19 protein-coding genes and 1 other annotated feature are annotated in these 23,248 nt (G+C 31.9%); of the genes, 17 read left to right on the forward strand and 2 right to left on the reverse strand.

Annotated elements, in window-relative coordinates; all coding sequences use genetic code 11:
* The first annotated feature begins 175 nt into the window (after positions 1-175).
* The 17 genes from BUA21_RS11530 (at position 176) to BUA21_RS11610 (ending at position 20,603) form a co-directional block, all read left to right on the forward strand.
* On the forward strand, positions 176-3,133 hold the full coding sequence (locus tag BUA21_RS11530; protein ID WP_072744988.1) for a sigma 54-interacting transcriptional regulator: 2,958 nt from the start codon (positions 176-178) through the stop codon (positions 3,131-3,133).
* A 4-nt stretch (positions 3,134-3,137) separates the two neighbouring features.
* Positions 3,138-3,602, forward strand: a complete 465-nt coding sequence (locus BUA21_RS11535; protein WP_072744989.1) for a PTS sugar transporter subunit IIA — start codon at positions 3,138-3,140, stop codon at positions 3,600-3,602.
* Positions 3,603-3,693: 91 nt separating this feature from the next.
* Positions 3,694-3,978 carry a PTS sugar transporter subunit IIB gene (locus tag BUA21_RS11540; protein WP_084604282.1) on the forward strand — a complete coding sequence of 95 codons (285 nt, stop codon included), beginning with the start codon at positions 3,694-3,696 and terminating at the stop codon, positions 3,976-3,978.
* A gap of 19 nt (positions 3,979-3,997) precedes the next feature.
* Positions 3,998-5,335 (forward strand): PTS galactitol transporter subunit IIC, encoded by a 1,338-nt coding sequence (locus BUA21_RS11545; protein WP_072744991.1) that lies wholly within the window; start codon positions 3,998-4,000, stop codon positions 5,333-5,335.
* Between the two features lie 66 nt (positions 5,336-5,401).
* A complete protein-coding gene (locus BUA21_RS11550; protein WP_200796551.1) occupies positions 5,402-6,049 on the forward strand; it encodes an L-ribulose-5-phosphate 4-epimerase in 648 nt (215 codons plus the stop codon).
* Positions 6,050-6,270: 221 nt separating this feature from the next.
* Positions 6,271-6,744 (forward strand): hypothetical protein, encoded by a 474-nt coding sequence (locus BUA21_RS11555; RefSeq protein ID WP_072744992.1) that lies wholly within the window; start codon positions 6,271-6,273, stop codon positions 6,742-6,744.
* Between the two features lie 137 nt (positions 6,745-6,881).
* Entirely contained in the window at positions 6,882-7,832 is a 951-nt protein-coding gene (locus BUA21_RS11560; protein ID WP_072744993.1) for a sugar-binding transcriptional regulator, read from the forward strand.
* A 38-nt stretch (positions 7,833-7,870) separates the two neighbouring features.
* Complete coding sequence (locus BUA21_RS11565; RefSeq protein ID WP_072744994.1) at positions 7,871-8,833, forward strand: thiamine pyrophosphate-dependent dehydrogenase E1 component subunit alpha; 963 nt, start codon at positions 7,871-7,873, stop codon at positions 8,831-8,833.
* A 14-nt stretch (positions 8,834-8,847) separates the two neighbouring features.
* A complete protein-coding gene (locus BUA21_RS11570; protein ID WP_072744995.1) occupies positions 8,848-9,843 on the forward strand; it encodes an alpha-ketoacid dehydrogenase subunit beta in 996 nt (331 codons plus the stop codon).
* Positions 9,844-9,855: 12 nt separating this feature from the next.
* Entirely contained in the window at positions 9,856-11,193 is a 1,338-nt protein-coding gene (locus BUA21_RS11575; RefSeq protein WP_072744996.1) for a dihydrolipoamide acetyltransferase, read from the forward strand.
* A 14-nt stretch (positions 11,194-11,207) separates the two neighbouring features.
* Positions 11,208-12,902: a dihydrolipoyl dehydrogenase gene (gene lpdA, locus BUA21_RS11580; protein WP_072744997.1), complete on the forward strand. Its 1,695-nt coding sequence runs from the start codon at positions 11,208-11,210 to the stop codon at positions 12,900-12,902.
* A 162-nt stretch (positions 12,903-13,064) separates the two neighbouring features.
* Positions 13,065-14,054, forward strand: a complete 990-nt coding sequence (locus tag BUA21_RS11585; protein WP_072744998.1) for a lipoate--protein ligase — start codon at positions 13,065-13,067, stop codon at positions 14,052-14,054.
* Positions 14,055-14,113: 59 nt separating this feature from the next.
* Positions 14,114-14,327, forward strand: a binding site (T-box leader).
* A gap of 75 nt (positions 14,328-14,402) precedes the next feature.
* The gene (gene ileS / locus BUA21_RS11590) at positions 14,403-17,504 is read left to right on the forward strand and encodes an isoleucine--tRNA ligase (RefSeq protein ID WP_072744999.1); all 3,102 of its coding nucleotides are present in this window, start codon (positions 14,403-14,405) and stop codon (positions 17,502-17,504) included.
* 86 nt (positions 17,505-17,590) lie between these two features.
* Positions 17,591-19,099, forward strand: a complete 1,509-nt coding sequence (locus BUA21_RS11595) for a gluzincin family metallopeptidase (RefSeq protein ID WP_072745000.1) — start codon at positions 17,591-17,593, stop codon at positions 19,097-19,099.
* A gap of 552 nt (positions 19,100-19,651) precedes the next feature.
* Positions 19,652-19,891: a hypothetical protein gene (locus BUA21_RS11600; RefSeq protein ID WP_072745001.1), complete on the forward strand. Its 240-nt coding sequence runs from the start codon at positions 19,652-19,654 to the stop codon at positions 19,889-19,891.
* 37 nt (positions 19,892-19,928) lie between these two features.
* The gene (locus tag BUA21_RS11605) at positions 19,929-20,348 is read left to right on the forward strand and encodes a SurA N-terminal domain-containing protein (RefSeq protein ID WP_072745002.1); all 420 of its coding nucleotides are present in this window, start codon (positions 19,929-19,931) and stop codon (positions 20,346-20,348) included.
* Between the two features lie 3 nt (positions 20,349-20,351).
* Complete coding sequence (locus tag BUA21_RS11610) at positions 20,352-20,603, forward strand: hypothetical protein (protein ID WP_072745003.1); 252 nt, start codon at positions 20,352-20,354, stop codon at positions 20,601-20,603.
* Positions 20,604-20,699: 96 nt separating this feature from the next.
* Here BUA21_RS11610 and guaD read toward each other — a convergent pair whose 3' ends face one another.
* Together guaD and hisC are read right to left on the reverse strand one after the other, a co-directional pair.
* Complete coding sequence (gene guaD, locus BUA21_RS11615) at positions 20,700-21,986, reverse strand: guanine deaminase (protein ID WP_072745004.1); 1,287 nt, start codon at positions 21,984-21,986, stop codon at positions 20,700-20,702.
* Positions 21,987-22,106: 120 nt separating this feature from the next.
* Positions 22,107-23,189 (reverse strand): histidinol-phosphate transaminase, encoded by a 1,083-nt coding sequence (gene hisC / locus BUA21_RS11620; protein ID WP_072745005.1) that lies wholly within the window; start codon positions 23,187-23,189, stop codon positions 22,107-22,109.
* Positions 23,190-23,248: the final 59 nt, after the last annotated feature.

The following is a 23,248-nucleotide window of genomic DNA, read 5'->3' on the forward strand; positions in this document are numbered from 1 at the left end:
AGATGGTTGAATTAGTAAATTGTTGTGGTATATATCGTTATAAGTGGTGGCACAATTAGTTACAACGTGGTTTTTTACGTTAATCATACATCAAAGATGTGTAAAATTCAACTTGGAAAATGGTTTCATAATGTTGGCATGATGATTGCATATATAATAAGCGAGGATGATAAGAATGAAAGAAAAATTAAAAAAGTTAATAGAAAGAGAAGACAAAAAAAATCCTTATACAGATGAACAAATTTCAGAATTTCTTCAAGTGAGTAGAGAATTGGTAACTAACTTACGAAATGAGTTAAATATACCAAATTCCAGAGGAAGAAGGATGAGCAATTTAGTCGATATAGTAAATTCTATATTGGAGAAGGATGAAAATATTTCAGAAAGAGATTTGACTCAAAAAGTAAATGAAAAGGGATTTAAGGTTTCTAGGCATACTATCAGAGAATGCAAAAAAGAAATTGGGCTTCAAAAAAGAGGAAGTATTAAAAAGACAAATGAGAACATTGACAATTCTATACAGAAGGAAAATACAAATTCGATTGGTCTAAACAAGCCAGAAGAGGGTTATAAAGCTTTTAAAAATATTATAGGTTCAGAGGGAAGTCTAAAGCCACACATTCAATTGGCAAAAGCGGCTGTACTCTATCCCCCTCATGGTCTTCATACACTGATATTAGGAGCTACGGGAGTAGGTAAAAGTGAATTAGCTGCTGCAATGTATGAATTTGCCAAAGAGTCTGGAACTATTTCTAAAGAAATGCCTTTTATTATATTTAACTGCGCAGATTATGCAGACAATCCCCAACTTCTTATGTCGCAATTGTTTGGTTATGCAAAGAGTGCTTTTACAGGAGCAGAAGAAGACAAGGAAGGTTTAGTAGAAAAAGCCAATGAGAGTGTTATTTTTCTAGATGAAGTTCATCGATTACCTGCAGAAGGTCAAGAATTGCTATTTTATATTATAGATAAGGGCAAATTTAGAAGACTAGGGGAAACAGATAAAGAAAGGCATGTACAAGTTACAATTATTGCCGCTACTACTGAAAATCCAGATTCAACTCTATTAGCTACCTTTAGAAGAAGAATTCCAATGATAATTGAACTTCCAACTTTAAGTGAAAGACCATTGAATGAAAGATTAGACATAATAAAAGAATTTTACAGAAAAGAAGCTAATAGAACTCAAAATTCAGTTAAGGTTAAAAATGAAGCACTAGGAGCATTGCTATTGTATGATTGTCCAGGAAACATTGGACAGCTTAGAAGTGATATACAAGTATCTTGTGCTAGAAGTTTTCTTAACTGTGTTGTGAATCGTGGAGATGTAATGGAAGTTAGTATAAATGAATTGCCTTTGAGTGCTAAAAAAGGGCTACTTAAGATACGAAACAATAGAAAAGAAATGCAAGAATTGACGGGCAATGTAGATATAGTTATACATCCTGACAATAATCCCATGAAAATGACACCTTATGAAAATTTATATATTCTTCCAAATGAAATATATGGATATATTGAAAATAGGTACAATGAGCTGAATGAACAAAATATAAATCAAGAAGCTATAAATCACATCATTGGAGTTGAAATGGAAGGTAAATTAGAGGATTTAATGAATAAAGTTAGACGAAATACAAGGCCTTTAGAAAAAAAGGATTTAATGAAAATAGTTGGACCTGAAATAATAAATGTGGTTGAGAAGATAATTAAAGTGGCTAGATGGAGATTAGGAATAAATGCTGATGATTTATATTATGTATTGGCAGCTCATTTGAGTACGACTATTGAAAGAGTAAAACAAGGAAAAGAGGCAAAAAATCCACAACTTGACAAGATAAAAAGAGACTACAAAGAGGAATTTGAAGTTGCAAAGGAAATGGTAGCTATTATTGAAAAAGAATTAAATGTAGAACTTTCAGAAGATGAAGCAGGATTTATAACAATGTATTTGAGAATGACAAGAGAAGAAGAAAACAAAGTTGAAGGACGAGTAGGTGTAATACTCATATCCCATGGAAATGTGGCAAGTGGTATGGCTGAAGTGGCTAACAAGCTACTAGGTGTAAATCATGTAAAAGCTATAGAAATGGCTCTAGATGAAAAGCCAGAGATGGCATTAGAACGAGCTACAGAAATGGCTAAGATTGCAGATGAGGGAAAAGGAGTACTTTTACTGGTAGATATGGGGTCCTTGGTGACTTTTGGAGAATTGATAACTAAAAGAACTGGAATTAGAACTCGAAGTATTGCAAGAACTGATACTTTAATGGTGGTAGAGGCCGTTAGAAGATCTATTCTTCCTGATGCAGATTTAGATGAAATTGCAGACGCGTTGGAAGAAGAACCTAAATATATAACAAAGGTGGCAACTAGAAAAGGAAAAGATAAAAACAAGCCTAAAGTTATTTTAACAATGTGCATAACAGGTCAAGGATCAGCTAAAAAGATAAAGGAATTGATAGAGAATCTAGTCAATGAATATGATGAGTCAGTAAATATAATTCCAATAGGAGCTGTATATGAAGATGTAAATATAATAATAGAGAATATAGAAAAGACTAATGAGATACTGGCTATTATAGGAACAGTAGATCCTAAAATAGATAGAATACCATATATATCATTAGAAAATATAATATCAGGTAATATTGAAGAGAAAATTAAGGAAGTTTTATTTGATGCTAAATTAGATGTAAAAAGAGGTAAAGAATTAAAAGTTGTAGATATATTAGATTCTAGGACAACAATATTTAATATGAAGACAAGTTCAAAAGAAGAAACTATAAAAAAACTTTCTGAACTTCTTTCTGAAAACAATTATGTTGATGAAAGTTTTTTTAGTTCAGTAGTAGATAGAGAAAGAATTGGTTCAACAAATTTAACTAAAGGAGTAGCTATCCCTCATGGGGATCCAGCAGGGGTTATAAAACCTGGAATCGGTTTAGGAATATTAGAAAACGAAATAGATTGGGATGGACAAAAGACAGGAGTTGTAGCATTGCTTGCTTTTGATGAAACTTGTATTGAACTTGTGAGAGAAATAAGTAATTTTTTCCATGAGGAAGGAAATTATGAAAAATTAAAAAAATCTACTGAAATTAATGAAATAATACAATTGTTTAGGAGGTAATTCGATGAAAGAGCCAATGGAACTTTTAAAAGAAGAATTAATTTTTATTGATGTTGAAGCAAAGGACAGAGGAGAAGCTATAGAAAAAATAGCCAAAGAATTATATAGAAGGGAATATGTAAAAGAAAGCTATATAAATGCAATATTAGATAGAGAAAAGGTATTTCCAACAGGATTGCCAACAGAAAAAGTAGGAATTGCAATACCTCATACGGATGCTATTCATGTAAACAAAAGTGCCATGGCTATTGGAGTGCTAAAAAATCCAGTTATATTTCAAATGATGGGAATGCCTGAGGAGAATGTAAATGTAAATATAATATTCATGATGGCTTTAAATGAGCCAAAGGGTCAAATTGAAATGTTACAAAAACTTATGTCAATATTTCAGAACAAGTCTCTTCTTCTAAAAATGAGACAAGCTAAGACTAAAGAAGAAATAATGAAGGTATTTTCTAATACAATATAGATATCAATTTGGAATATGGAGACTATTCTTATAGATTAAGAATAATCCCATTATATAAATAAACGCCAATTCAATGAAAGGAGGGGAAAAGATGGTTAAAATATTAGTTGCATGTGGAACAGGTATCTGCACATCTACTATGGCTGCAGATAAATTAAAAAAAGAATTAGAAAAGAGAGGCAAAGCAAATAATGTTTCCATCACTCAATGTAAAGTAGCAGAATTGAGTTCAAAGGCAGCAGATTATGATTTGATAGTTGCTACTACTCAAGTATCTAGCAAAATTTCAACGCCTGTTATCTCTGGACTTCCATTTTTGACTGGAGTGGGAATTGATAAAGTTGTTGATGAAGTAGTTGAAAAACTAAATTTATAAATAATAGGAGGGTGGGAGGATGAAAGTATTAGACTTTATTGTTGGACTTGGTCCACAAGTAATGATGCCTATTATAATAACTATTTTTGGATTAGTATTAGGCGCTAAATTTGGTAAATCTCTTAGAGCAGGTTTAACTGTAGGAGTAGGTTTTGTTGGATTGAATTTAGTTATTGGCCTTCTTGGGGGAACTCTGGGACCAGCAGCTCAAGAAATGGTTCAAAGATTAGGATTAAATTTGACGGTTATAGATGTTGGTTGGCCAGCAGCTGCAGCCATAGCTTTTGCTTCAAGAGTAGGCGCTATAATAATACCAATAGGATTGTTAGTGAATATTTTGATGTTGGTAACAAATACTACTCAAACAGTAAATATAGATATTTGGAATTATTGGCATTTTGCTTTTACTGGTGCATTGGTGCAAGGCGCTACAGGTAGTACAGCATTAGGAATACTTGCAGCAGTATTGGATATGATTATCATAATGGTTATTGCAGACTTAACTGCACCAGGAATTGAAAAATATAATGGACTTCCAGGAATTTCATTACCTCATGGATTTTCAGGAGCATTCGTTCCAATAGCTATTGCATTGAATAAAGTTCTTGATATAATCCCAGGAATAAATAAGATTGAAATCGATGCAGAAGATTTACAAGAAAAGTTTGGTGTATTCGGTGAACCTATATTGATAGGTACTATACTAGGGATACTAATAGGAATAGGTGCTGGCTATGATGTAAAAGGTGTTCTTGAAACAGGTATTACATTAGGCGCTGTACTAGTTCTAATTCCTAAAATGGCTGCTATGTTAATGGAAGGACTTATGCCAATATCTGATGCGGCTCAAAGCTTAATAGAAAGAAAATATAAAGGAAAAGGAAAGATGTATATTGGATTAGATTCAGCTGTTGGAGTTGGACATCCTGTAACTCTTGCTGTATCACTAGTACTTGTTCCAGTGACTATATTGTTAGCCGCAGTTCTTCCAGGAAACAAAGTTTTACCTTTTGCTGATTTAGCAGTTATACCATTTATGCTAGTAATGCTTGTTCCAATAACAAAAGGAAATGTATTTAGAACTTTCATCATTGGATTGATAACGATATCAACTGGACTATTGATTGCTACAAACTTAGCTCCATTACACACTCAAATGGCAGTAAATGCTAAATTTCAAATGCCAGAAGGAGCTACTATGATTTCAAGTATTTGTGATGGTGCAAACCCATTGTCATGGTTATTTACAAGAACTATGGAATTTAAAGTTGTTGGGACAGTAATCATGGTTGCTATTGCATTAGGACTTGCAATTTATAATAGAAAGAGAATTATGAATCAAAACTCTGAAAATTAATAAATAATAAGTATAAGTCAGGGAAATTCTCTGACTTATACTTTAATAAAAGAGGATGTGATGCAAATGATGCTAGAACAATTTAGAAAACAAATCGTAGAAATAGGAATTCAATTGAAAGAATATAAATTGATATCACTAACTGGAGGAAATGTCAGCGGAAGAGATGAAGAAACAGGTTTGATAGCTATTACTCCAAGTGGAATGGAATACGAAAAATTGAAACCAGAAGATGTGGTTATAGTAAATATAGATGGAGATATAATCGAAGGAAACAGAAAACCTAGTTCAGATTTAATAACACATCTTCAAATATATAAGGCAAGAAAAGATATAAATGGAATTATTCATACTCACTCTACTTATGCCAGTTGTTTTGCTGTATTGAATGAAAGTATACCAGTAGTGTCTACAACTATGGCAAATGAAGTTGGCGGAGAAGTCCCTGTAGCTAAATATGCTCCTGTTGCTTCTGAAGAATTGGGAATAAGCATAATTGAAAATATTGGGGACCAAAAAGCTGTTTTGCTACAAAATCATGGCGTATTTACTTTTGGAAAAGATCCTCACCATGCGTTAGTAGCAGCTGTAATGCTAGAAGATGCCAGCAAGGTATATTATTTGGCTAAGGCTATAGGTGAACCAATTAGATTGCCAGAAGAAGAAATAAAAAGAGCTAATGATTTATTTAAAAATGTCTATGGACAAAGATAAATTTTTCATATAGGTTTTTAAGACCCAGTATTAATTACTAGAATTGGTATGCTAAACTGGGTCTTTTTATACATATATTATTTTCAATGAAAGAAGATATATATGAGAAATTGATTGAAAAAACTTTTGAGTTCCGTTCCATATTAAAGAATCTTAGAAAAGTAAAAAAATAAGATGTACTGAGAATGATAGAAAAATGTCTATAGTGAAGGAGGAAAGTTTTGAAAGAATACAAATACAATCCAAAGAGATATTTTTTATCAGTAACAGCTCCAGGGTTTTTCATGATTGGCATTTTAATTTTCAGTCTGTCAAAAAATATAAAGTCTACAAATTTTAATATATATACATTGGCGATAATAGTATCTATATATGGAATAATTAATACCTTTGTTTCCATTAGTCATCCAGAAAAAATTGTGGATGATGGGGAAAAGCTTGAGTTTCATTCTTTTGGAAGAGTCCATTCTTATTATTTAAATAAAGTAAAGTATTTTAGAGTTAAGGAATATTATAATGGAAAAATTTATTTAAGAATTGGGAACCCCACCCTATTGAAAGGGAGATACTGGATAAATGCTCCTATGTATACTGATGGGGAAGAACTTTATTTAAGTTTTAGAGAAAGGGAAAAGAAAATACATCCTGATTCCTTAAAGTATAGAGAAAGTATTTCTTCAAAAAAGAAAAAATAAATAGAAATTAAAATTACTGATAAAATACTTTATTGACATATGTCAAATCCATTGACATATGTCAATAAAGTAGTATAATTAAATTAAAAGAAAATATAAATCGTGTCAAATGGCGCTTAGGACAAGGGGGATACTAAATGGATAAAACCAAAGAAAGGAAACTTGCGGAAATAGCTTATATGTACTATATAGATGAAATGAGTCAAAATCAAATAGCCAAAGAGTATGGAATTTCAAGGTCTATGGTATCTATGATGCTCAATGAAGCAAGGACAAAGGGAATTGTTAGAATTGAAATAAAAGATTCAGAACTATATTGTTTTGATTTGCAAAGAAAGATGGAAAAAATATTTGGACTAAAGAAAGCTATAATAGTACCTAGACTTTCGAAGAATGAAGATGGATTGATAACTCAATTGGCTGATGGAGCTACAGAATATTTAAGTCAAATAATTGATCACAATATGACAATAGCTGTTTCATGGGGGAGAACCGTATATGAAGTAGCAAGTAGAATTAGGTCAAATGGGAAAACAAATATAGTTATATCTCCGCTGGTTGGTGGAATTGGAAATGAGATGAACATTTATCATTCCAATGTAATAGCAGATACTATGTCTAAAAATTTAGGTGCAAGTTCTCTTGGATTGTATTCTCCAGTATTTGTTGCTACTAAAGAAGTAAGGAACTTGATATTTAACGATAAAAGTATAAAAAAGGTAATAGAAACCAGTGAAAGAGCTGATATTGCTATAGTAGGAATAGGAAGTATAGCTGCTTCAACTATGGCAGATATAGGACTTTTGGAAGAGGATGATATAAAGCAGTTGTTAGATGCTGGAGTCATTGGAGATATAAGCACTTGTTTTTTTGACAAAAATGGGCAGTACACAGAAAATATTTTTTCAGATAGAACTGTAGCTCTCAGTTTGGAGCAATTAAGAAAAATACCAACTATAGTTGCAGTAGCAGGAGGAGATAAAAAAATTAAAGCCATTCATGGAGCTCTTAAAGGTGGACTTATGGATGTACTTGTTACTGATGAAGTTGTTGCTAGAAGTATTTTAAAAGAGTATGAAGAAAATTAAAATAAATTGAAATTTTAAAGAAATCAGGAGGGATATAAATGACTGATATTAGTAAAGAAACATTGTTGGAAATGTACAAAAGAATGAATGAAGCTAGGTCCTTTGAAGAAAAGGTAAGTTACTTTTTCGCAAGAGGAATGGTTCATGGGACAACCCATTTATCAGTAGGCGAGGAAGCATCAGGTGTTGCTTCATGTATGGCTTTAAATAGTGATGATTTGATTACGTCTACTCATAGAGGTCATAGTCAAGTTATAGGAAAAGGAATAGATTTAAATAAAATGATGGCTGAACTACTAGGAAAATATACAGGATATTGCAAGGGAAAAGGTGGTTCTATGCATATAGCTGATGTAGAAGCGGGGAATTTAGGTGCCAATGGAGTAGTTGGCGGAGGGCATGGAATAGCTGTTGGAGCAGCTCTTACTCAACAAATGAAGAAGACAGGCAAAATTGTACTCTGTTTTTTTGGAGATGGAGCTTCAAATGAGGGAAGTTTCCACGAAGCATTAAATTTAGCTTCTGTTTGGAAATTGCCAGTGATATTTTATTGTGAAAACAATCTATATGGTATGAGCGTACCTATAGAAAAATCAATGAATATCAAAGATATTGCTAAAAGAGCTGATTCTTATGGAATACCAGGATATATAGTAGATGGAAATGATGCAGTAGCAGTTTATAATACAGTGAAAGAAGCTAGTGAGTATGTAAGAAGTGGAAAAGGCCCAGTATTGATTGAAAGTAAGACATACAGATGGTTAGGTCATTCTAAATCAGATGCTCAAATATATAGAAGCAAAGAAGAAGTAGAAGAATGGAAAAAGAAATGTCCAATAAAGAGATTTAGAAAATATATGTTAGAAAACAATATAGCAACAGAAGAAGAACTAGATACAATAGAAAAAAATGCTAGACAGGCTATAGAAGATGCAGTGGAATTTGCAAACAACAGTCCAAATCCACCAATTGAAACTGTAACAGAAGATGTATATGCATAAGGAGGGGAATGTAAATGGCAAATGAAATGAAAGAAATGACATATAAAGAAGCTGTTAAATTGGCAATGGTTGAGGAAATGAGAAGAGATGAAAATGTATTTTTGATGGGTGAAGACGTAGGTCTATATGGCGGTGCTTTTGGAGTATCTGTAGGCATGCTTGATGAATTTGGAGAAGAAAGAGTTAGAGACACTCCTATATCAGAAGCTGTAATAGCAGGAGCAGCAGCAGGAGCAGCTGTTACAGGAATGAGACCAATAGCCGAAATTATGTTTATGGACTTCTCAACAATAGCAATGGATGCATTGGTGAATCAAGCTGCTAAAATGAGATATATGTTTGGTGGAAAAGCTAAAGTACCAATGGTTTTAAGGTGCCCTGGTGGTTCAGGAACAGGAGCAGCAGCTCAGCACTCTCAAAGTTTAGAAGCTTGGTTCTGTCATGTACCTGGACTAAAAGTAGTAGTACCTAGTACAGCAAAAGATGCAAAGGGGCTTTTGAAGGCAGCAATTAGAGATGACAATCCAGTCGTATTTGTTGAACAAAAAACTCTTTATAAAATAAAAGGTGAAGTTCCTATGGACGAAGAGTTTATAATTCCTCTAGGAAAAGGTGAAATAAAGAAAGAAGGAAAAGATGTAACAATCATTAGCTATGGTAGAATGCTTCCAAGGGCACTAAAAGTAGCAGAAGAAATGGAAAGTGAAGGTATCAGTGTAGAAGTATTAGACCCTAGAACTCTAGTACCATTGGATAAAGAATTGATAATTGAATCAGTAAAGAAAACAGGAAGGGTAATACTAGTAAATGAAGCATGCAAAACTGGAGGATATTTAGGAGAAATAGCTTCAGTTATAGTAGAAAGCGAAGCTTTTGACTATCTTGATGCACCAATAGTTAGATTAGCAGGATTAGATGTGCCAGTACCATACAACCCTGAATTAGAAAAAGCAATAGTTCCAAGTGAAGAACAAATAAGAGAAGCAGTACTCAAAGTTATGAACCGATAGGGGGGAAGAGTGATGGCAACAGAAGTAATAATGCCTAAAGCAGGTATGGATATGCAAGAAGGGCAAATTATAAAGTGGTATAAAAAAGAAGGCGAACATGTAGAACAAGGAGAAGTTCTACTTGAAATAATGACAGATAAAGTAAATATGGAAGTAGAAGCAGAAACTTCAGGATATTTGCTAAAGATATTGAAACATGATGGAGAAACAGTTCCAGTTATAACTACTATAGGATATTTAGGAGAAAAAGGAGAAGTCATTGAAGCTGCAGCTGCTAGTGAAACGAAAGTAGTAGAAGAAAAAGCAGTAGCAACTAAAGAATCTCCTAAGGTAGAAAAAGAAGAAGTAGTAGAAGAAGTAAAAGGAAAAGTAAGAGCAACTCCAGCAGCAAGGAGAATTGCAAGAGAAAGAGAAATTGATTTGTTAAGTGTTAAAGGTTCTGGTCCAAAAGGAAGAATACAACAAATAGATGTATTAAATTATAAAGAAGATGTCATTAAAGTTTCACCATTGGCAAGAAGAATTGCTGAAATAGAAGGAGTAGATTTAGAAGGTATCGTAGGTAGTGGATTTAATGGGAAAGTGATGAAAGAGGATGTACTAAAGGTATTAGGAAATGGAGAAACTGAAGAAACTGCAGAAACTCAAGATGAAAGAATTCAATTAGTTCCTATGACTAATATGAGAAAGATAATAGCAAAGAGAATGAGTGAAAGCTATTTTTCTGCTCCAACTTTTACATTAAATACAGAGGTAGATATGACAGAAGTCAAAGCACTAAGAGCAAAAGTGAAAGACATGATTTTAGAAGAAACAGGAAAGAAAATCACTATTACAGATATAATAATGCTTGCTACAGCTAAAGCTTTAATTAAACATCCATTGGTAAATGCAAGTATATCAGAAGATGGAGAAAATATTATACTTCATAAATATGTAAACTTAGCTATGGCAGTTGGACTTGAAAGTGGACTTCTAACTCCAGTTATAGAGGATGCAGACAAGAAGAGTTTAACTGAAATGGTTTTAGCAACAAAAGATATAGTAGAAAGAACTATGAACATGAAATTATCACCAGATGAATTGCAAGGAAGTACATTTACAGTAAGTAATTTAGGAATGTATGGAATAACTCATTTCAATCCAATTATAAATCAACCAAATAGTGCAATATTGGGAGTAAATACTACAGTAGATAAGGTAGTAGCTGTAAATGGAGAAATGAAGATTAAACCTATGATGACATTGAGTTTGACAGTAGACCATAGAGTGATAGACGGAGTAGTAGGTGCTAAGTTCCTACAAGATTTAAAATATCTACTAGAAAATCCAGTAGCTATGCTCATATAAAGGAGGGAATAGTTGTGGCAACAGAAGTAATAATGCCTAAAGCAGGTATGGACATGCAAGAAGGGCAGATTATAAAGTGGTATAAAAAAGAAGGCGAATATGTAGAACAAGGAGAAGTTCTACTTGAAATAATGACAGATAAAGTAAATATGGAGGTAGAAGCGGAAACTTCAGGATATTTACTAAAGATATTGAAACATGATGGAGAAACAGTTCCAGTTATAACTACTATAGGATATTTAGGAGAAAAAGGAGAAATCATCAAAGACGCAGGAAACAATGAAATAGTAAAAGAAGAAGTTAAAACCCCAGAAATAAAAGTAGAAAAAGATGATGATATTTATGATGTAATAGTTATAGGTGGAGGACCAGCTGGATATGTAGCAGCTATAAGAGCAGCTCAACTAGGTGGAAAAGTTGCAATAGTAGAAAAAAGTTTATTGGGTGGAACTTGTTTAAATAGAGGATGTGTACCAACTAAGACTTATCTTAAGAATGCTGAAATAGTTGAAGAAATAAAGGCTGCAGGAAGAAGAGGAGTTGTTTTGGAAAACTCCAATGTAAGTGTAGATATGGATAGAACTGTTGAACTAAAAAATGAAGTAGTTATGACCTTGACTAATGGTGTAGTAGGACTTTTGAAAAGCAATGGAATAGCTATATACAAAGGCATAGGAAAAATAACTAAAGATAAAAAAGTATCTATAAACGATAGTGAAATCATTGAAGGAAGAAAGATTATTTTAGCAGGTGGTTCAAAAGCAGCTAAAATAAAAATTCCAGGAATAGAAAGCAGATTGGTTTTGACAAGTGATGAAATGCTTAACTTAAAAGAAGTTCCAAAGGAATTGGCAGTTATCGGCGGAGGGGTCATAGGTGTAGAATTGGGATTAGCTTTTAATTCTTTTGGAAGCCATGTAACAATCGTTGAAATGATGGATAGAATAGTACCAAATATGGACAAAGATGTATCTACAGCGCTACATGATGCGTTGACTAGCAAAGGAATAGAAATTCATACTTCTACTAAGTTAAATGAGATAATTGAAAAAGATGGAAAACTCACATTGAAATTAGAAGGAAAAGAAGATTTAGTAGTAGACAAAGCACTATTATCCATAGGAAGAGTCCCAGATTTAGCAGGTATGGGAGAAGTTGAGTTTGAAATGGAAAGAGGAAGAATAAAAGTAAACGATTATATGGAAACTAGTGTAGAAGGAGTTTATGCACCGGGAGATATAAATGGCAGAAAGATGCTTGCTCATGCAGCTTTCAAAATGGGTGAAGCAGCTGCAATAAACGCTATGGGTGGAAGCGAAAAGGTAAAATTGGGCAATACACCAGCTGCTATTTATACTATGCCAGAAGCATCTTCAGTAGGACTTACTGAAGACGAGGCAAGAGAAAAATATGATATTTCTGTTGGTAAATTCACATTTATAGGAAATGGAAGAGCATTGGCTTCAGGACAAACTACAGGTTTTGTTAAAGTTATAGTAGACAAAAAATATGGAGAAATATTGGGGGTTCACATGGTAGGACCTGGGGTAGCAGAAATGATAAATGAGGCAGCAGCTCTTATGGAAATGGAAATTACAGTACATGAAGTTCTACAAACAGTTCATGGACATCCAACATATTCTGAAGCTTTTGTAGAAGCTTGTGCTGATACACTAGGAAAGGCAATACATTTACCTAAAAAAAATTAGCCTATATTATTTTCAAAGCCTTTCAGGTTTATATATTATAAAATAGCTTATATAAACTTGAAAGGTTTTTTTAAGAACATTTATACAGAGACTTTGCTTTTTAGAAAAATATAGTTTATAATTTTTATGAATCAATTAAAAAATATATTTGGAGGTAAACCCATGATTTATATAAAAAATGACTGCAATAAACCTCAATTTAATTTAGCACTAGAAGAATATGTGTTTAACTATTTAGATCAATTTGATGAAATATTTTTATTGTGGATAAACGAGCCTACTATTGTAGTTGGGAAACATCAAAATACTATTGAGGAGATAAACATTCAATATGTCAAAGAAAATAATATCAATGTAGTTAGAAGACTTTCAGGTGGTGGAGCTGTTTATCACGATTTAGGCAATTTAAATTATACTATAATATCTAAAAACAAGGATTCCAATGGCTTTGATTTTAAAACTTTTTCTCAACCTGTAATAGAAGTATTAGCTGATTTAGGTATACATGCAGAATTTACTGGGAGAAATGATATAGTTATAGATGGTAAAAAGTTCTGTGGAAATGCTCAATATATGAGAAAGGGAAGAGTACTTCATCATGGTGCTATACTTTTTGATGTAGAATTGGATGTTCTAGCTAAAGCTCTAAAAGTATCACAAGATAAAATAGTATCTAAAGGAGTCAAATCAGTAAGGAGCAGAGTCACAAATATAAAAGAACATTTAAAGGAAGATATCACTATAGAAGATTTTAAAGAACTTCTTTTAAAACATATGTTTAAAGATAAAGAAGATATGGAAGTATATGAATTGACAGAAGAAGATTTAAAAAATATTAATAAATTGATGGAAGAAAGATATATGACTTGGGATTGGGTTTATGGACAATCGCCAGAGTTCAATATAAGAAAAGACAGGAGATTTCCAAGTGGAAAGGTAGAAATACTTATAGATGTAGATAATGGATTTATCAAGGACATTAAATTTTATGGAGACTTTTTCGGTCATGGAGATTTGAAGGATGTAGAAGAAAAACTAGTAGATATAAAATATAGTGAAGATGAAATAAATGAAGCACTAAAAAGCATTGATGTAGGTTACTATTTTTCAGGAATTTCTCAAGATGAACTTCTAAAAGCTATTATTGATTAAAGGCGTCTTGACAAATTGATAGCTTTTGATGTATCATTATTCAAAATGGAATTTCATATTTAATAGCCTTGATGAGGAGAGTAATAAAAGGGATTGCTTACAGAGAAATGATCATTTGGTGAAAGATTGTTGCTTAACTTTTATGAAAATCGCCTCTAAGCTGGATGTTCGAAAATACATAGTAGGGCATCTCGTGTTTTCACGTTATGATTTAATGAGAGATAAGGTATATACTTATAATATGGGTGGTACCACGGCATGTTCGTCCCTATTTGTCACAAAATGACATAGGGACGTTTGTTTTGCCACTAAAATTAAAATTAATAAAATATAGAGAGGATGAAAAAAATGGCTTTTAAAGAATTATCAAATTTGCCAGTAAAGGATAGAGAAAGTCAAATATCAGATTACTGGAATGAGATAAATTTACTTGAAAAGAGTATAAACTCTAGAGATGAAGACAATCAGTTCGTATTTTTTGAAGGACCTCCAACAGCCAATGGAAAGCCTGGTATTCACCATGTTATGGCTAGAACTCTAAAGGATGTTGTGTGTAGATACAAGACTATGGAGGGGTATCAAGTAAAAAGAAAAGCTGGATGGGATACTCATGGTCTTCCAGTAGAAATTGAAGTAGAAAAACAACTCAAGCTAAATAAAAAGCAAGATATTGAGGACTATGGAATTGAAAAATTTAACAAACAATGCAAAGAATCAGTTTTCAAATATGAAAGCTTATGGCGTGAAATGACTAAGAGAATGGCCTATGAAATAGATTTAGACCATCCATATATTACCTTGGACAATGACTATATTGAATCTGTATGGTGGATACTTGATAAGTTTTTCAAAGAAGGATACATCTATGAAGGGCACAAAATACTTCCTTATTGTTCAAGATGTGGAACTGGTCTTGCTTCTCATGAAGTAGCTCAAGGTTATGAAGAGATAAAAACAGAAACTGTAATAGTTAAGTTCAAGAGAAAAGATAAGGATGAATATTTCTTGGCATGGACTACTACTCCTTGGACATTGCCAAGCAATGTGTGCTTAACTGTGAATCCAGAAGAAACTTATATAAAAGTTAAGCAAAATGATGAAATATACTATGTAAGTAAAACTTTAGCCAATAAAGTGCTAGGGGATGAATATGAAGTTCTTGAAGAAATGAAAGGTAAAGATTTGGAATATGTAGAGTATGAACAACTTATACCTTTTGTTAAAACCAATGAGAAAGCCTTTTTCGTTACTGTAGCTGATTATGTAACTACTGAAGATGGCACTGGAATAGTTCACTCTGCTCCTGCCTTTGGTGAAGATGACTACAATACAGGTGTTAGATATAAATTGCCAGTTCTTAAACCTGTAAATGAAGAAGGAAAGTTTACAGAAACCCCTTGGAAAGGGAAATTTGTCATGGATGCAGATTCAGAAATCATTCAGTGGTTGAGAGAAAATGGAAAGCTATTTAGAAAAGAAAAAATGCTACACAATTATCCTCATTGTTGGAGATGTCATACACCATTATTATACTATGCAAAGCCTAGTTGGTATATTGAAATCACTAAGCTTAAAGATAAACTTATTGAAAACAACAATGGCGTAGAATGGTATCCAGCTTTTGTAGGAGAAAAGAGATTTGGAAATTGGCTAGAAAACTTAAATGATTGGGCTATTTCAAGAACTAGATATTGGGGAACACCTTTAAATATTTGGAGATGTGATGATTGTGGTCATACTACAAGTATAGGTTCGAGAAGTGAATTGGCAGAAAAGGCCATAGAAAATATAGATGAAAATATAGAACTTCATAGACCTTATGTAGATGATGTTCATATAAAATGTGAAAAATGTGGTGCTACTATGACCAGAGTTAAAGATGTAGTAGACGTATGGTTTGACAGTGGTTCTATGCCATTTGCTCAGCATCACTATCCATTTGAAAACAAAGAAAATTTTGACAAACTATTTCCTGCAGATTTCATATGCGAAGGAATAGATCAAACTAGAGGTTGGTTTTATTCACTACTTGCTATATCTACTTTTGTCACAGGCAAATCTCCATACAAGAGAGTACTTGTGAACGATCTTGTGTTAGATAGAGAAGGTAGGAAGATGTCTAAATCAAAGGGAAATACAGTGGATCCATTTAGTCTATTTGATAAATATGGAGCAGATGCTCTAAGATGGTATATACTTTATGTATCACCACCATGGACTCCAACTAAATTTGATGAAGAAGGTATAAAAGAGGTAGAAAGCAAATTCTTTAGAACTATAAGAAATGTATACAATTTCTTCACTCTTTATGCAAATACAGATGAAATTGATCCAAGAGAGTTCAATGTAGAACATAATGATAGACCAGAGTTAGATAGATGGTTACTTTCTAAATATAATAGTTTACTTAAAGATTTAGAAGAAGATATGAATCAATATGATTTGACAAGGGCTGTAAGGAGAATTCAAGAATTTGTCAATGAGGATTTATCCAACTGGTATATTAGACGTTCAAGAAGAAGATTTTGGGCTACAGAATTGGATGAAGATAAGAAAGCTGTATATAAGACTACTTATGAAGTTCTTGTAGGATTGAGTAAGATTGTAGCACCTTTTGTACCATTTACAGCTGAAGAAATGTATAGAAATTTGACAGGAGAAATGTCTGTGCATTTAGATAATTATCCAAAGACTAATGAAGATTTGATAGATTTAAGACTTGAAGAGAAGATGGATTTAGTCAGAGATTTAGTAGGGCTTGGCAGAGCTTCAAGAGAAGCAGCTAAGATAAAAGTACGTCAACCTTTAAGTGAAGTTCTAATTGATGGGAAATATGAAGAGCTCATAGGAGATTTGGTGCCACTTATAAAAGAAGAATTAAATGTAAAAGAAGTAGTATTTGAAAAAGATTTATCTCAGTTTATGAACTATACTTTGAAGCCAAACTTCAAAGTAGCAGGACCAGTATTAGGACCAAAGATAAAAGCTTTTGGGAAGGCACTAAATGAAGTAGATGCTCATGAAACAGTTGAAACATTAGAAAGAGAAGGAAAAATCACTTTGAATTTAGGTGGAGAAGATGTAGAAATAGAAAAGGATTTTGTCATGGTGACTATTTCTTCAAAAGAAGGTTTTGATGTAGCTATGGAAAACAACTTGTTTGTAATTCTTGATACGACTTTGACTCCTGAATTAATCAATGAAGGATATGCAAGAGAGTTTATATCTAAAATTCAACAGATGAGAAAGAACAATGGATATGAAATGTTAGACAATATAAACATATATTATGATGGAGATAAGGATATAGAAGCAGCTATAAATTTCTATAGAGAATATATAATGAAAGAAACATTGGCAGTTTCCATAGAAAAAGTAAATGATGATTCCTTTGAAAGACAAGATTTAAATGGTCATGAAACAGGAATCAAATTGAGAAAAGTAGAATAAAATTTATTTCTAGTATCGAAATAAATGTGATATAATTATTAGGATAGATGTTAAACATCTATCCTAATTTACAAGGGGGTGTTTTGATGGAAAGACTTTTAGATATGGCTAAAAAGTTAGATGAAATGGAGACAAATATAAGTAAACTTACGTGGGTTCAATATACTGCAGGATATGATTTTGGCATAGAAGAAGCATATAAGAAAATGAACGAATTTTTGGAAGATAAGAAAAACTATGAATTGGTTCTTGAGTACAAGGGAAAAGATTTGAATCCAGAGGATAAAAGAAGAGTTGAAATTGTATATAATATGATTAAACCATATCATTTAAGCAAAGAATTAAATGATTTAAATTTAGAAATCCAAAAAAAGACCAACGAACTTTCTATGATACTTAATACCTTTAGATTTAAAATAGACGGAAAAGAAGTTTCTAGTGTAGAAATAGCTCAAATACTTTCCAATGAGGAAGATAGAGATTTAAGAAAAAAGGCATATTTTGCAAGAAACCAAATAAATAAACCTCTTGCTGATGGAGGATTTATAGATTTAATCAATTTAAGAAAAGAATATGCCAAAGCCTATGGAGATAAAAATTTTGTAGAGCATAAGTTAAAAATGAACGAACTATCTCCAAGTATTTTTGACAATTGGAAAGAAGATTTAAATCCCTATATTGATACTTTAAACAATAAAAGAGGGGAATATGCTAGAAGATTCATAAGTGAAGAAGAACTTATGCCTTGGGATGGAGCTTATGTAAAATCTAAAATAGCTCCAGCACTTAATACTACCGTAGATATGTCAAAGTATTATGACTATGTGAGAAATTTCTTCCTAAATTTTGGCATAGATATTGATAAATTCAATATTACCTATGACATTTTTTCAAGAAAAAATAAATCAGAATGGGGATACAATTTCCCTATAAAAAATGGAGTAGATTCAAGGATACTTGCCAATGTGAAAAACAAATATCATGAATACGGAGTACTTCTTCATGAAACAGGTCATGGAGTGCATTCATTTTTATTGGATCCAGAAGAAATCATTCTAAATGCTGGGGTCAGTGGAATAGTCACAGAAGGAATAGCAAATTTATTTGGTGGGTTTTTGTATGATGAATTGTTCTATAAGAATTTCTTTGATAGTTCAGTAAAAGAGCAATTTGAAGAAATGCAAGAATATGAGAAACTTGATTATCTAAGATTTGTAGGAGATATTTTCCTTGATCATGAATTGTATAAAAATGATATAAAATCTCTAGATGATATATATAATCTATATTTTAAATTAAATGGAGAATTGTTTGGAGATAAACCATATAATGAAGAACCACCTTTTGCATATAGAATTCACTATACAACACATCCAATATATATGCACAATTATTTCATGGGAGATGTAACCTGTGAAATGCTCAAAAAAGTATTTTATAAAAAATACAATGTAAATTCAGTTGCTGAAAAACCAAAAGAATTTGGGGATTTTCTCATAAATGAAGTGATAAGACCATCTGGATTATATAAATATGAAGAATTGTTTGAAAGAATAAGCGGAGATAAATTTTCACTTAAATGGTATTTAGAATAAAAAACGAATTAAAAATTAGACAAAGCAACCTAGAACATAAGTAGCCTATACTTAGTTCTAGGTTGTTTTTCATTTATACAAAGAAATATGTCTAAAAATCGCAAAAGAAAGATGTTGAAAAAATATTTATTTAATGTATAATTTAGATAAATACAGTAATAGCCATATTATACTTAGATATCCATATAAGAATTAAATAGGAGGGGATTCCATTGGGAAAAATAATTTATGCAAGTGGCTTTGTTAAAAATGTTTATAAATATAAATATGTGTAGAATGTAATTTTAGAGTTATCTACATCAAAAAAGAAAATTTTCATAAAAATTGCTAATATATGCATACATTTTAGGTTATTGACAATTTGATACTGAATATATACCTGAAATTAGCCATACAGGGTTTAGTTCTGATTTTGGTGTTAAAAAGTGGGTTATAAAAGTTGATTACGATGCAAAGTGTTATGAAGTTGGTGATTTAAAGAGTTTAGGTAACCATTATGTTTATGCATATTCAGATTATCAATACCACCCTGAAATCGGGATGGGAGATTATATGCTTTTGATGATTAGAATTCGTGAAAATGGAAGTGTAAGTAAGGAAATTACGAGCTTTAGTAGTGCTCATAGAGACAAAATCATAAGTCCTTCGACTTATATATATTTAGAAAAGGGATCAAGTCAATCACCTGTAATAAATGCTAAAAGTAATGAAGGGGTAGAAGTTATATTATGCTTTAATAATAGGGATTTTGGAATTGTTAATTCATTAGATATTTTAGAAGGTTATTTTTAATTGCCAATAAAACATCAAAATACAAGGAGGCGAAATTATGGGGAAAAGACATAAAGTGATACTTGTAAGTGTTTTAGTTATTACAGCAATTTTAGTATCTGCAATAGCTATAAGTACAAATACAGATACAAAAAATATGTCGGAGGAAGATATACTTGAAATAGCTAAAAAAGTCAGTGGGAAATACGAGCTTTTAAAGGATGATACTGTAATAGCAGTAGTTAATGGGCAAGAAGTATATAAGGGAGAACTTGAATATAGAAAGGCTTTATATGATGCAAACAATCAATTCAAAGGACCAGATGATTACAAAACACCTTTTGAAAAGATTGCTCTAGAAAAATACGAAAAGCATTATGCAGGAAAAAATAATATTAAGGTAACAGAAGAAGAGGTAGCAAAGGAGATAACTGAGGAAAAAGAAGAGTTATTTAAAGATGATGATTTTCTAGATTAATATATGGAAAATTTAGGATTGACACAAGAACAATATTGGAATGAATATAGACCAATTGAAATTGAAAGATATTTAACTCATTTAAAGGTTATAAATCATATATATGAAAATGATTTGGGAAAGGTAGGGCTAACGAAAGAAGAAGTGGATACAATGGAGAATGAAAATTATGTTATTGACAAAATAGAAGAATATCTAAAAAGTCAGATAGATATAGAATATATGGATAGTGAACTAGAAAAAATGCTAAAATGAATGTGATATAAATAATTGGCATAGATGCTAAACATACTTTTTAAAAATTAAAAGAGCTGAAAATAAATCTCATTTTCAACCCTTTAAAGGTTTAAATCAAAAAACTTCCGGTTCTTTGATTTTTGTCCCTTTTACATATCTATCTACAATATTTCTATCATCACCAATATATATAAATCTCTGCAATCTTTCTTCAAGAGTTAGATTTTCTATATTCCCTAAATTGGAATCATCTATAATCAATGCATCAAAATCATATCCAGGTTCAAAACTTCCTACTTTTCCAAAGAAACTTCCTCCACCTTTAGTACCAAGATAAAAAACTTCACTAGTATTTAAAGCTATATCTTCTCTATTAGTTTCAAGCCATTTTATTTTAGAAGCTTGAATAGCAGAAACCATGACTTTGGCTATACTAGTTTCATGACAACCAGATACATCAGTAGCTAATCCTACAGAAACATTTGTATTTAGAAATTTTCTCACAGGCATTATACCACTGGATAGGTTGTAGTTAGAATGTGGACAGTGGGCAGCATAAACATGGTTTTTAGCCATGAGTTCAATTTCTTCATCTGTAGTATATACACAATGAGCCATTACAGTTTTAGTTTGACCAAATAATTTGTATTTGCTATAAACATCTGCATAATTTAAAGATTCGGGATGTAATTCTTTTACCCAAGCTACTTCATGGGTGTTTTCACTTAAATGGGATTGGACAGGTATATTATATTTTAGTGCCAATTCTCCCAATCCTTCTAGTAGTTCAGGAGTACAACTAGGTACAAATCTTGGTGTAACAATAGGTTTCACTAAATCTGATTTGTCTTTATATTTTAAAATAAAATTTTCAGTTTCCCTTAAGGATTTTTCCGTATCTTCTAGTATATAGTCTGGAGCATTCCTATCCATATTTACTTTACCTATATAAGCTCCTATTTTAGCTTTGTCAAATAGATCAAAAAGTAGTTCTGTGCTTTCACTATGAATACTACTGAAGAATACAATTCTTGTAGTGCCAACTTTCCATATTTCATGAACTAATCTTTTATATATTTTTTCTGCATAGTGAATATCTTCATACTTTTTTTCTTCTGGGAAAGTATAAGTTTCAAGCCAAGGAAGAAGTTCTTTGTCTAATCCTAGACCTCTATTGGCAAATTGGGGAGCATGAAAATGTAAATCTACAAATCCTGGAACAATGAGCATTTGAGAACAATCGATAATTTGTTCTTTTGATAGTTTATCTTCCAAATTGTCATAGATTCCACTTACCTTTCCGTTTTCAACGACAATATAGGCATTGTTATGACACTTAAAAGCATCTTTTGTAGGGGTAAAGATTATATTGCCTTTAAAGATTTTAATATTATCATCCATAGTTATCTCTCCTCAGAATAAATTATATAATAAAGTTTCTTTTCATTCTATGGAATTGATATGAAAACCTTTGTAAAGTTTCTACAAAAAGATAAGCCAAGGATATCCTTGGCTTATGAACTAATTGTTTAAAACTTCCTTAAGTACTTCAACAAACTTTTTATTTTCTTCCATAGTCCCTATGGAAACTCTGATGAAAGTTCCTCCCATAGGTCTTATAATAACTCCTCTTTTCTGCATTTCCATAAAAACTTCATTTCCATTCTTTTTAACATCTACAAATATATGATTAGTTTCAGAAGGAGGGAAGAAAAGTCCCATTTTTTCAAATTCATCATATAAGTATTTTTTACCTTCTACATTTACATCAAAACATTTTTGAAGAAATTCTTTATCTTCTAATGCTGCAATAGCAGCTATTTGAGCTAGAGAGTTTACATTGAAAGGCCCTCTTACTTTATTTATGTTTTCAATTATTTCTTTATTGGCAATGGTGTAAGCAACTCTTATCCCAGCTAGGCCATAAGCCTTGGAAAAGGTTCTCATAGTCAATACATTTGGATACGTTTTCACAAATTTAATACTATCCATTGGATAATCTTTTCTTGTTACATATTCTCTATAGGCTTCATCATAAGCTACCACAACATTTTCTGGAACTTTGTCAAGGAAGTTTATGATGTCCTTTTCAGAAACCATAGTTCCTGTAGGATTGTTTGGATTGCACAACCAAATAAGTTTTGTCTTATCAGTTATAGCCTTTAGCATTCCATCTAAATCATAAGTATAATTTTTAAGAGGGACTATTTTAGGAATTCCACCCATCATTTTTGTAGTAGCTATATATCTTGGGAAGGTAATGTCTGCCATTATTATTTCGTCGCCTTTGTTTATAAATGTTTTAGCGATTAAATCAATCATTTCATCAGAGCCGCTACTTGGCAGTATTTCATCAGTACTAATATTATATTTTTTAGCTAATGCTTCTTTAAGCAAAGTCGCATTGCCATCAGGATAAATAGATAGATTTTCGCATGCAGCTTTTACAGCTTCTTTTGCTTTTTCTGAACAACCAAGAGGATTTTCATTTGATGCCAGTTTAATAACTTCCTTTAACCCATATTCTCTTTTTACGTCATCAATAGGTTTACCTGGTTTGTAAGGTGATAGTTCCTTAAGTTCCTCTCTATAAGATATATTCATAAAACCAGCTCCCTTCAAATATTAATATCCATCTTTTAGTATAACAGCACTATCATCTA

It is taken from the genome of Sporanaerobacter acetigenes DSM 13106 (assembly GCF_900130025.1).
GTDB classification, from domain to species: domain Bacteria; phylum Bacillota; class Clostridia; order Tissierellales; family Sporanaerobacteraceae; genus Sporanaerobacter; species Sporanaerobacter acetigenes.